General features: G+C 73.8%; 11 protein-coding genes. 2 read left to right on the top strand and 9 right to left on the bottom strand.

The window, feature by feature from the left end:
* Positions 1–239 precede the first annotated feature (239 nt).
* Together SM450_RS26595 and SM450_RS26590 are read left to right on the top strand one after the other, a co-directional pair.
* Entirely contained in the window at positions 240–2,021 is a 1,782-nt protein-coding gene (locus SM450_RS26595; RefSeq protein WP_474622516.1) for an N-acetylglutaminylglutamine amidotransferase, read from the top strand.
* Positions 2,022–2,038: 17 nt separating this feature from the next.
* Positions 2,039–2,299 (top strand): YegP family protein, encoded by a 261-nt coding sequence (locus SM450_RS26590; RefSeq protein WP_474622515.1) that lies wholly within the window; start codon positions 2,039–2,041, stop codon positions 2,297–2,299.
* A 17-nt stretch (positions 2,300–2,316) separates the two neighbouring features.
* Here the strand turns inward: SM450_RS26590 and SM450_RS26585 are convergent, their stop codons facing one another.
* The 9 genes from SM450_RS26585 to SM450_RS26545 form a co-directional block, all read right to left on the bottom strand.
* The gene (locus SM450_RS26585; RefSeq protein ID WP_281583425.1) at positions 2,317–2,487 is read right to left on the bottom strand and encodes a hypothetical protein; all 171 of its coding nucleotides are present in this window, start codon (positions 2,485–2,487) and stop codon (positions 2,317–2,319) included.
* Between the two features lie 101 nt (positions 2,488–2,588).
* Positions 2,589–3,290, bottom strand: a complete 702-nt coding sequence (locus SM450_RS26580; RefSeq protein WP_474622514.1) for an aspartate/glutamate racemase family protein — start codon at positions 3,288–3,290, stop codon at positions 2,589–2,591.
* On the bottom strand, positions 3,290–4,567 hold the full coding sequence (locus SM450_RS26575) for an NAD(P)/FAD-dependent oxidoreductase (RefSeq protein ID WP_474622513.1): 1,278 nt from the start codon (positions 4,565–4,567) through the stop codon (positions 3,290–3,292). The genes SM450_RS26580 and SM450_RS26575 overlap by 1 nt, the downstream gene beginning before the upstream one ends.
* Before the next feature lie 12 nt (positions 4,568–4,579).
* Positions 4,580–5,458 (bottom strand): family 3 encapsulin nanocompartment shell protein, encoded by an 879-nt coding sequence (locus SM450_RS26570; protein WP_474622512.1) that lies wholly within the window; start codon positions 5,456–5,458, stop codon positions 4,580–4,582.
* A 15-nt stretch (positions 5,459–5,473) separates the two neighbouring features.
* Complete coding sequence (locus SM450_RS26565; protein WP_474622511.1) at positions 5,474–6,313, bottom strand: class I SAM-dependent methyltransferase; 840 nt, start codon at positions 6,311–6,313, stop codon at positions 5,474–5,476.
* 31 nt (positions 6,314–6,344) lie between these two features.
* Positions 6,345–7,175, bottom strand: a complete 831-nt coding sequence (locus SM450_RS26560; protein WP_474622510.1) for an SDR family NAD(P)-dependent oxidoreductase — start codon at positions 7,173–7,175, stop codon at positions 6,345–6,347.
* A gap of 18 nt (positions 7,176–7,193) precedes the next feature.
* On the bottom strand, positions 7,194–8,126 hold the full coding sequence (locus tag SM450_RS26555; RefSeq protein WP_474622509.1) for a sulfotransferase: 933 nt from the start codon (positions 8,124–8,126) through the stop codon (positions 7,194–7,196).
* Positions 8,123–9,304 (bottom strand): MFS transporter, encoded by a 1,182-nt coding sequence (locus SM450_RS26550; RefSeq protein WP_474622508.1) that lies wholly within the window; start codon positions 9,302–9,304, stop codon positions 8,123–8,125. The genes SM450_RS26555 and SM450_RS26550 overlap by 4 nt, the downstream gene beginning before the upstream one ends.
* Positions 9,301–10,614, bottom strand: coding sequence for a DegT/DnrJ/EryC1/StrS family aminotransferase (locus tag SM450_RS26545; RefSeq protein WP_474622507.1), 1,314 nt, complete (start codon positions 10,612–10,614; stop codon positions 9,301–9,303). The genes SM450_RS26550 and SM450_RS26545 overlap by 4 nt, the downstream gene beginning before the upstream one ends.
* Positions 10,615–11,049: the final 435 nt, after the last annotated feature.

Here is an 11,049-nt window from a genome sequence, read left to right as displayed (position 1 = left end):
GGCAGGTCACAGAAACGTACGTCGACGAACTTCACGTCCTCGTTCTTGAGGTATCGCAGGAGTTCCTCGGGATTGGCGAACACACGTCCTCCTGGCAGGCGTTGTTGATCATGGCCACGTCCCGTGGCCGGACCGCCCGGGGACATGGCCCGTACGGTCACCGTACGACGGCACGCCGGTCGCGGCTCGCCAACCGCCCATCCAGGGTTTCCTCCGTCACATGCCGGGTAGTCGCCGACATGTGCGGGATCAGCGGTGAGGCCCGCTTCGACGGGGCCACCCCCGACGCCGACGCGGTGACCCGGATGACCGAGGCCATGCGCTCGCGCGGCCCGGACGGCGCGGGCCTGTGGACCGGCGACTGGGTGACGCTCGGGCACCGCCGGCTGACCGTCATCGACCTGTCCGAGGCCGGTGCCCAACCCATGGTCCGCGACGACCTCGACCTCGCCCTGGTCTTCAACGGTTGCGTCTACAACTATCCGGAGCTGCGCGACGAGCTGCGGGCGGCCGGGCACACGTTCCGATCGACGAGTGACACCGAGGTCGTCCTGGTCGCGTACGCCCAGTGGGGTGAACGGTTCGTCGACCACCTGGTCGGCATGTTCGCCGTCGCGCTCGTGGACCGGCGGCGACGCCGGCTGGTGCTGGCCCGCGACCGGCTGGGCGTCAAGCCGCTCTACCTCGCCGAGTCACCCGGCCGGCTGCGGTTCGCCTCCACCCTCCCGGCGCTGCTTGCCGCCGGCGACGTGGACACCGGCATCGACCCGGTGGCGCTGCACCACTACCTGTCCTGGCACTCGATCGTGCCGGCCCCGCGCACGATCCTGCGCGGGATACGCAAGCTTCCCCCGGCCACCGTCCGGGTGGTGGAGTCCGACGGCCACGCCCGCGAGCACGTCTACTGGCGGCCCGACTACCGGCGTGACCCGGCCCACGAGGGCATGGACGCCCGCGACTGGCGGGCCGCGATCGGGGGCGCGCTGCGCACCGCGGTACGGCGGCGGCTGGTCGCCGACGTGCCGGTCGGGGTGCTGCTCTCCGGCGGCCTCGACTCCAGCATGATCGTGGCGTTGCTCGACGGCGCCGGTCAGCACCACCTGAAGACGTTCAGCATCGGCTTCGACAGCCGCGGCGACGAGGCCGGCGACGAGTTCCACTACTCCGACCTGGTCGCCCGCGCCTTCGACACCGACCACCACCGCATCCGCCTCGCCGACGGCGACCTCGGCCCGGCCGTCCGGGCCACCGTGTCGGCGATGACCGAGCCGATGGGCAGTCACGACGTGGTGGCGTTCCACCTGCTCTCCGAACAGGTGGCCCGGCACGTGAAGGTGGCCCAGTCCGGTCAGGGCGCCGACGAGGTCTTCGCCGGCTACGGCTACCACCACCGGCTCGCCCGGACGGCCCGGCCGGACGCCACGGCCGAGTTCACCGCCGCGTTCTTCGACCGCGACCACGCCGGGCTGAACCGGGTGGTCGACCCGGCGTACGCCTGCGACGCCGACGTCAGCGGCGAGCTGGTCGCCGCGGAGCTGGCCGGGCCCGGCGCGCAGACCGCGGTGGACGCGGTGCTGCGCCTGGACACCCACCTGATGCTCCCCGACGACCCGGTCAAGCGGGTCGACAGCATGAGCATGGCCTGGGGGCTGGAGGTGCGGACGCCCTTCCTCGACCAGGACCTGGTGACGCTTGCCGCGGCCTGCCCACCGGAGCACAAGCTTGCCCAGGGCGGCAAGGGGGTGCTCAAGGAGGTGGCTCGGGAGGTGCTGCCGGCCGAGGTCATCGACCGGCCCAAGGGCTACTTCCCGGTGCCGGCGCTGCGCAACGTCGACGGTCCCGTGCGAGAGTTGGTGGTCGAGGCCCTCGGCGCGCCCGAGGCACGTCGGCGCGGCCTGTTCCGCCGGGCGTACGTCGACGAACTGCTCGCCGAGCCGGACCGGGCGCAGGCCGCCGCCGGCAGCAACAAACTGTGGCAGTTGGGCCTGCTGGAGCTGTGGCTACAGACCCACGGCGTCTGATCGGTGGGAGGAGCGCGGTGAGGTTCGTCATCGAGAGCGAGACCGACGGCCGGGTCGGGTTCACCGTGCTGGGCGGCGACGGTCAGGTGCTCGCCACCGGCCGGCCCTGCCCGGACAAGGGGTCGACGCTGGCCGCCATCGGGGAGTTGATGCACGGGCTCGGCGACGCCTGCATCGAGGACCGCACCGAGGCCACGGCCCCGCCGCCGGCCGCGCCCAGTGAGATCGGCGGCGGCGACATGTCGGCCATCGGCCGCTCCGGCATCCCCCCGGTCTGAGCGCGGCCCGCGCCCGATCACTGCTCGTCGTCGACGACCTCGGTCCGGTCGTCGACGGTGGCCGTGACGTCGAGGTGTTCGTCCGGCTGCGGGGCCTCCGCAAGCGTGTGGTGCGGGTCGCCGTCGGGGGAGAACAGCACCCGGTCGGTCTTGCCGGTCTTCTCCTGCTCCTCTTCCGGCTCCGTCACGGCGTCCCCCTCCGGTCCCGGCCGCCTCCCTGCCCGGCTGCCCTCCTGCCCACGGTATGTGCCGCTCGGAGGCGGGGTGGACGTTTCCGCCTTCCGGACGGTCACCCGTCCCCGGCGTAGGGGCGGCGGGTGAGCGTCGCGTGGGCCATCGTGGTCAGCGTGACGATGTCGAACACCGGCACGCCGAGCCGTGCCTGGATCCGGTGGGCGAACGGCACCAGGTCGGTGCACTCGATCACCAGCGCGCCCAGGTCGGGGTGGGCGCGGGCGAGCGCGTCCACCCGGCCGTCCACCTCGGCGGCCAGCCGGTCGACGTCGAGCGCGTCGCGCCGTCCCTGGAGCATCACCTCGCGGAACTCGGGCTGCCCGGCCATGCCGGTGACGGCTACCGGCACGTCCGCCGCGCCGACCGCGGCCAGGTGCCGTGCGGTGAGCGCCGCCTCGTCGGCGACAAGCAGCCCGACGGTGCGCCCGACCATCAGGTGCACCATCGGCACCTGCACCAGACTTGACGACCACAGCGGCACGTTCACCGCGGCGGCGAGTTCGGCCTGGAACAGCACGAGGAAGCCGCACGCGCCGGTGATGCCGGCGACGCCGGCGGCCTCCAGGTCGCGGGCCGCGGCGACGAACGGCTCCAGCAGCGTCGGGTCGGCCTCGCGCACCAGCCGCTGCGGGGTGGCGCCCTCGACCACCCGGTAACGCACCGGGAAGTCGAACGTCGTGGGGTTGCGGATGTGTCCGGGGATCTTGTCGAAGCTGGTGTCGAGGCAGAGCACCCCGATCTCCGGCCGGTCGTCCATCAGATTCCCCTCCGGAAGCGGTCCAGGGCGAACCTCTCCAGCGGCAGGTCCGGTTCGGCGCCGAAGACGAGCTGGGCGAGCAACTGCCCGCCGGCCGGGGCCAGGCCCATCCCGATGTGCCCGTGCCCGGTGGCCACGCTGACGTTGTCCCAGCCGCCGGCCCGGCCGATCAGCGGCAGGCTGTCCGGGGTGCACGGACGCAGCCCGCTCCACACGTCGAGCCGCCGGTCGGTGTCAAGCGCCGGCAGGTAGTGCCGGGCGGTGTGCAGGATCCCGTCCACCCGGCGCGGCGAGATCGAGGTGTCCAGCCCGGACAGCTCAAGCGTGCCGCCGATCCGTACCCGGTCACCGAGCGGCATCACCGCGACCTTGCCCTCGCTGAGCAGCACCGGCCGGGTGGGCGTGCCCGGGCCGGCCGGGAGCGTGACGGTGTAGCCCTTCGCCGGTTGCAGCGTCAGCCCGACGCCGAGCATCCGGGCGCACGCCGCCGACCACACCCCGGCGGCCACCACCACCTCGGCCGGACGCAGGTCGCCCCGGGCGGTCCGTACCGTCCGCACCCGCCGGCCGGTCGCCTCGAAGCCGCGCACCTCGGCGCCGGTGACGATCTCCACGCCGCGTGCCCGCAGCGCCTCGGCGAGACCGACCAGGAACGCGGGGATGCGCAGCGCGGCGCCCTCCTCGTTGAGCAGCGCGCCGGCCACGGCGAAGTCGACCCCCGGCTCCAACTCGGCCAGCTCCGCCCGGCCCAGGTCACGCAGCGGCACCCCGCGCGCGGTCGCCGCCGGGATGCTCCGGCGCGCCTGCGCGTACCCCGGTTCGGTGTGGCAGGCCAGGATCATGCCGCGGGCGGTGAGCGTGCCGGTCAGCTCATCCTCGGCGCAGATCTGGCGCAGGAGCGCCAGGCTGCGTTGCTTGAGCGCGAGCAGGGTCTCGAAGCCGGCGCGGGCGTGCCGTTCGGTGCAGTGCCGGCGGAAGTGCCACAGCCAGGCCAGCAGCGCGCCGTCGAGGCGGGGTTTGACCGAGAACGGGCTCTCCGGGCTGAACAGCCACCGGATGCCCTTCGCCGGCACGCCGGGCTCGGCGAGCGGCGCCGAGCCCTGGGTGCCGACGAAGCCGGTGTTCCCCGCCGAGCAGGCCGCCCGGTCGCCGACCTCGCCCCGGTCCACCACGGTCACGGTGAGGCCGGCGCGGCGCAGGAACCAGGCGCAGCACAACCCGACCACGCCGGCGCCGATGACAAGCACGTCGGGGTCGCAGCTGCCGGGCGTCGTCATCGTCGTCGCCGGTCAGAGCGTCACGACGAAGAAGCAGGTGGGCAGGTTGACCACGACCCGCTCCCAGATCTCGGCGCGCAACGCCACGCCCGGTTCGGCGAACGTGCCGGGTGGCGGCTCGGCGAACCCGATCGTGGAGCGGCCGGCGTCGAACAGCAGCGCGCCGTGGCCGAAGTCGCCGACGATCGCGGTGCCCGGGTCGACCAGGCGGGTACGCACGATGAAGACGCCGTTGTCCTCCACGTCGCGCATCAGCGTGCCGTTGCCGAGCAGCCGGTAGTAGTCGGCCGGGTTGATGATCAGCCCGTCCGCGGTGCTGCCCATCTGCTCGACCTCGTTGCAGGCGGACAGGATGGTCGAGCCGAACGGCCCCGGGTCGGTGAGCCGGCCCAGGTCCGGCATGGCCAGCAGCCCGCCCTCGCCGCGCAGGATGGTGTGGTTCTCGGCGGTGGCCAGCCGCACCACCAGCCGGTAGTCGATGAACTGGGCGAAGCTGACCGGGTCCTCCCACAGCGTGTCCGGCACCTGCACCCACGCGGTGGTGGTGAGCAGCGGCGGGATGGGGGAGCGGTGGAAGTGGTTGGCGGCCTCGCGGCGCAGGTCCGCGCCGTCGACCGCCGGGTCGTCCGGCCGGGGCGGGCTCTCGTGCCAGTAGAAGTCCTGCGGGTCCCGGGACAGGTCCACCACCTTCAGCACGTTCCGGGACGGGTAGCGCGGCTTGCGCCGGGAACTCGTCAACGAGTCGGTGACGGTGACGTCGTAGTCGACGCTGGTGTCGAAGCCGTCCTTCGCGAACGCCTCGACGAACAGTCCGCCCGGCGACATCTGGGTCTTCCGCTCGGCGACCACCTCGGCGATGGTCCGCTTCACGGTGTCGGTGGGTTGCGGCATCTGGTGTCCCTTCCCTCAGGCCGGCTTGCGGGCGACGAACATGCCCCAGCCGAACTCGCCCCGGTCGATGGCCGCCTCGATCTCGTCGCAGGAGTCGGCGAAGTTGCCGATCCACGTCCGCGCCGCCTCGTCCGTGGTGGTCGCGGCGCGCTCCCGGGCGGTGCGGCCCAGCACCCGGTACGTCTGCCGGATGTGCGCGTCGAGGCTGCGGGCCACCACGTCCACGAACCCGGCCTCGGTCAACGCCCGGCGGTAGCCGTCGAGCGAGTAACCGCCGTTCCACCGCACCCGGTCGTAGACGTGCCGCCGGGCCGCCTCGCCGATCCACTCGGTGGGCTGGAGGAAGTCGGAGACGGCAAGCACCCCGCCGGGGGCGAGCACCCGGAACATCTCGGCGTGGCTGCGTGGCTTCTCCGGCACCAGGAACAAGGCGTCCTGGCTGACCACGTGCGTGAACATGCCGTCGGCGTACGGCAGGGCGGTGGCCGAGCCGTGCCGGAACGACACGTCCAGCCCGGCGCCGCGCTCGGCGCGTCGCTGTTCGGCGAACCGGACCCGCTCGATGCTCAGGTCCACCCCCTCGCCCCGGCACCCGGTGCGCCCGGCCAGCCGCAGCAGGAAGTTGCCGCAGCCGCAGCCGACGTCGAGCACGTGCGACGACGGGCCGATGCCGGCGTCCTCGGCGAGGATGTCCGAGGTCCGGTCGGCCGCCGCGTGGTAGTCGGCGTCGTCGTCGGCGGCGAAGTAGCCGGTGTGCAGCACGCCCTCGCTGTCCCAGAAGCTGAGGTACGTCTGCGTGGTCTGGTCGAAGAACTCGGAGACGTCGCGCTCGGTGAACTGGCTGGTCGTGGACATCGGCACTCCCTCGTGCGGCGGTCGGGCGGAGTCAGGCGTAGTTGTCCTTGCGGATCCCGGTCAGGTGCGGCAGGTCGGGGCCGGTGGCGGCGGCGCCGCCGTCGATCAGGTGCACGCCGGCGGTCACGTACGACGCCCGCTCGCCCGCCAGGAACGCGGCCACCGCGGCGACCTCCTCGGGGTGGGCCAGCCGGCCGAGCGCGCTGTGGTGCCCCATCGCGGCCAGCCGGGCGTCCACGTCGCCGTCGTCGCCGGCCAGCCGGGCCGCCGCGCGTTCCATCGGCGGGGTACGCACACCGCCCGGCGCGAGCACGTTCACGGTGATCCCGTCGCGGCCCACGTCCACCGCGAGCCCCTGGGCGAAGCGGACAAGCGCGGCCCGGGTCACGCCGGACAGCGCCAGCGGGCCGATCGGCACGCAGGCGGTCTCGGAGGCGACAAGCAACAGCCGGCCCCGCCCGGCGGCGCGCATGTGCGGCAGCGCGGCCAGCGACAGCGCGACGGCGGGCAGCAGCACCTGGTCGACGGCCGCCCGGTAGTCGTCGGTGGCGAAGGCGGTGGCGGTGCCGAACGGCGGGCTGCCGCCGCTGACCAGCAGCACGTCCGCCCCGCCGAGGTCGGCGGCGACCCGGTCGACCCAGCGCGCGGCGGCGTCGGTGTCGGTGATGTCCACGCCGGTGGCGCTGACCCGCCCGGTGGCCGCCGCGCGCAGCTCCCGCTCGGCCGCGGCGAGGCGCTGCGGGTCACGCCCGCAGACCGCCACGTGCGCGCCCTCCGCGGCGAACTCCTTCGCGCAGGCCAGCCCGATGCCGCTGGTGCCGCCGGCGACAAGCGCCACCCGACCCGTGAGCCCCAGATCCACGTCCGTCACCTCTCCGTCTCACCGGCGCGGACCGCCGCGCCGGCCGGCCCGGTAGCCGTAGCGGGCGGACAGCGGCCAGGCGAGCGCCGTCACGGCGAGGCGCTGCCGGCCGGTAAGCGTCCGCCGCCACCCGTCGTCGGTGTCCCGGACGACAGTCGGACCGGTGCGGAACCGGTCCGGGTTGCCGGTCACCGTGTGGTTGCCGCGCAGCTCGACGGTCCGGTCCCGGACCGGGTTGCCGGCCGGGTCGGCGCCGAGCAGCCGCAGCAGGGCGTCGACCGTGCCGGCCGGGTCGGCGGCGAAGTCCTCGTAGCGCAGGAACGCCGACCGCCCCGGGTGCCGGCGGTTGATCGCCGCCGAGGCCCGGTTGAACCCGTGCCAGTACGCGGTGCTGCGCGCCGCCGACATGGCGTAGACGTAGTCCTTCGGCTCCCGCCAGGAGTGCGCCACCGCGCGCGGGTCACGGACCAGGTGCAGCCAGTACGGCTCGATGCCGGGCACGTGCGGCAGCAACGCCGACTCGCCGGGGATCTTGGTGCTGTCCACGATCACCCGGGCGTCGGTGCGGGCGGCCACCTCCCGGTAGACCGCGCCGAGCAGCTCGGCGTGCGCGCGGGTGGCCGCGTCGTCCGCGCCCCGGCGCAGCACCCGCCAGGTGTGCCGGGTCCGCAGCCGGGCGCGTTGGCGCCGGATCACCTCGGCGGCGTGCGCGTCCGCGGTCACGCCGGCCGGCCGGCCGACCGGCAGCACCGCCGACCACAGCGGGCAGGCGGTCAGCGGCAGCCCGCAGCCGCACCTGTCGTTGACCCCGCGACCTGTGGAGTTCTTCCACAGGAAGTGCAGCTCACCGACGTGCACCACGCCGGGTACCTCGCCGAGGACGTTGCCGATGATGGTGCTGCCGTTGCGGCACCAGCCGGTGACGCTGAGCACGGTCACGGGTGCGCTCATGAGGTCCGTACCTCCATCGGCACTCGGTCAGCGGCGGGGCGGCCGATGCGCAGCGCCATGGCGGCGGCCACGATCGCGCCGGCGGCGCCGGCCACGAAGACCGCCGGGTAGCCGAATCCGGCGGCGACCAGACCTGTCGCCGGCCCCCACACCGCCAGGCCAAGATCCCAGAACGAGGTGTACGTCCCGATCGCCGCGCCCTGTCGCGCCGGGTCGGTGCGGTTCATCACCATCAACGCCAGTGACGGGTGCAGCAGCGAGAACCCGACGCCCATCACCACGCTGCCGGCCACCGCGACCGGCAGGTTCGGGGCGACCGCGATGACAAGCAGCCCGACCGCCTCGCCCACCCCGCACCAGGTGGCCACCCGGCGCGGGCCGAGCCGGTCGGGCAGGTGGCCGATGACGAGCCGGGTGCCGGCGTAGACGGCGCTGAAGCAGCTCAGCACCACGACCCCGTGGCCGATGCCGCGCTCGTCCAGGTGCAGCACCACGAACGCGGCCAGCCCGGCGTACCCGGCGGCGCCGAACGTCAGCGCCACGCCGGGCAGCAGCGCGGGGCGCAGCAGCAGGCCACCGCCCCGGGCCGCCGGGACGGCACGCGGCGGCGCCGGCGCCAGCGCGACGAGCGCGGCGCCGAGGGCCGGGGCGGCGGCGCTGAGCGCCCACACCGCCGGGTACCCGGCCTGCTGCACGGTCGCGCCGAGGAACGTGCCGGCGGAGATGCCGCCCCACATGCTCACCCCGTACAGGCCGATGAGCTGGCCGCGCCTGTGGTGCGGGGCGAGCTGGACGATCCACACCGCGCCGGCGGTGAACAGCGCCGCCTCGCCCGCCCCGAGCAGCAGCCGTACCGCCACCAGCGCCGGCACGCTCAGCGGCGCCAGGTACAGCAGGCCACCGGCGGCCACCACGAGCGCGCCGGTGAGCATCACGGTGCGGTGGCCGTGCCGGTCGGCGAGCGCGCCGGCGACCGGCCGGACCAGCAGCGCGGTCACCGCGGTCGCGGTGACCACGACGCCGATGGTGAGGTCACCGGCGCCGTGCCGCTCCCGCAGGAAGCCGGGCAGCACCGGGATGACCGCGGTCAGCCCCAGGTAGCCGGCGAACAGCCCGCCGAGCAGCCCGACCAGCGCGAGCCGGGGCAGGCGCCTCGGCTCGGTGTCCGCGCCGCTCACGGCCGCGCCAGCGCGGGGTCGCGGGCGGCGGCCACCTTGCGGACCGCGTGGACCAGGTCGTCGCAGTCGTCCGGGGTGAGGTTCGACGACAGCGGCACGTCGACGGTCTCGGTGAGCAGCCGCGCGGTGCGCGGCAGTGTCGCGCGGATCTGCGCCGGATCCGCGGCGTCGTAGAGGAAGCGCCAGTTCCAGAACGCGCGGACGTTGAGGTCGTCGTCCGCGCCGATGTTGCGGGCGTCGATCCCCTCGGCCCGCAGCGCCCGCGCGAACCAACCCGCGTCGGCGTCGGGCACGCGGAACACGAACGCCTCCCCGAGGTACGCCCCGGGCGCGACCGGCCGCCGCACGGCGATGCCGGGCAGGTCGGCCAGGGTCTCGGCGACGTGGGCGTAGTTGCGGTGGAACAGCCCCAGGCGCTCCGGCAGCCGGGTCAGCTCGGCCCGCAGCAGAGCTGCCCGGATCTCGTCCATCCGCAGGCTGAGCAGCGGCAGGTCCAGGCCGGTGACCGACGGCTCGCCGTGCGTGAAGTGCCGGCGCAGCCGCCCCTCGTACGCCCCGGAGAGCGCGACCGCCCGGGCGAACAGGGTGCTGTCGTCGGTCAGCAGGAAGCCGCCCTCACCGCAGTTGAGCGCCTTGTCGGACTGGGTGCTGAACGCGCCGGCCGCGCCGAACGTGCCGAGCTTGCGGCCGTTGAGTTCGGCGCCGAGCGCCGGCACGGTGTCCTCGATCAGCGGCACGCCCATCTCGGCGGCGAAAGCGGCGAGCGCCTCGACGTCGGCGGCGAACCCCCGCATGTGCACCACCGTGATGGCGCGAATGTCCGGCCGCCACCGTCGGCGCAGGTCGTCGAGGTCCATCCGCAGGTCGTCGTCGACCTCGACCAGGAATGGCCGGCAGCCGGCCATCAGAATGGCGCTCGGAGTGGCGACGAAAGTGAATCCGGGGCAGGCGACCAATGACCCCGCCGGCACGGCGGCGCCCATCAGGGCGAGAGCCAGCGCGGCGGTGCCGCTGGAAACGGCGAGAGCGTGCCGGGTGCCGAAATAGCGGCACAGTTCGTCCTCGAAGCGACCGCATTCCGTCTCGTTCTGCGGTCGGTGGTCGTATCGGAAGTAGAGATGACTGCGGATGGCCCGAATTGCGGCGTCCTCGTCCTCGGGGTGTACGAATACCGCGCCTTTGTCGTAGGTGGGCCACGGCGTGCGCCGGACCGGCCGACCGCCGTGCAGTGCGAGCTGTTCTTGCAGCTCAGCGTCGTATGAGACCGGCCTTGGCCGGCTCGGCGCGAGAGCGTCGTCGTTCCCCTTCACCGGCGGACTCCTCGGGCGAGCGGCGGCATCTCCTATTCGATCGATGGGTTTTCGCCGGTGCGCGCCGGGCATGGTCGCCCGGCGGAATCTCGCGTTCCGGCGCGATCCGTCGTCAAGTGGGAAAAGCCACCGGATCCGACATTGGCGTGAGGTGGATCCAGTGACCATCATGATTGCCTTTCGACCCCCGGCCGTCAACATGCGATCGTGAATTCGCACAGGCGTCGCTCACCGTGACAGTGGACAATAGGGAATTGCCCCTCGTGATGGGCGTCGAGCCCACCGCGGTCCAACCGGGAGGATGAACCGCCCGTGGTGGCCCGGCTGGACCGGCCCCGCCGCGCGCCTCGCCCACCCGGCCGGCGGAGGGAGCCCTTCCACTCCGTTTCCACACCCCGCCCCCAAGCTGTCGAGGTAGGCAGCCATCGGGCGGAA

This window comes from Micromonospora marincola (assembly GCF_056150385.1).
This window is presented reverse-complemented; position numbering and strand designations above follow the sequence as displayed.

Bases quoted from the DNA above. Each gene is read 5' to 3' on its own strand.
- SM450_RS26580 (WP_474622514.1), bottom strand. From the start codon at position 3,290: ATGGACGACCGGCCGGAGATCGGGGTGCTCTGCCTCGACACCAGCTTC.
- SM450_RS26565 (WP_474622511.1), bottom strand. From the start codon at position 6,313: ATGTCCACGACCAGCCAGTTCACCGAGCGCGACGTCTCCGAGTTCTTC.
- SM450_RS26595 (WP_474622516.1), top strand. From the start codon at position 240: ATGTGCGGGATCAGCGGTGAGGCCCGCTTCGACGGGGCCACCCCCGAC.
- SM450_RS26575 (WP_474622513.1), bottom strand. From the start codon at position 4,567: ATGACGACGCCCGGCAGCTGCGACCCCGACGTGCTTGTCATCGGCGCC.
- SM450_RS26570 (WP_474622512.1), bottom strand. From the start codon at position 5,458: ATGCCGCAACCCACCGACACCGTGAAGCGGACCATCGCCGAGGTGGTC.
- SM450_RS26555 (WP_474622509.1), bottom strand. From the start codon at position 8,126: ATGAGCGCACCCGTGACCGTGCTCAGCGTCACCGGCTGGTGCCGCAAC.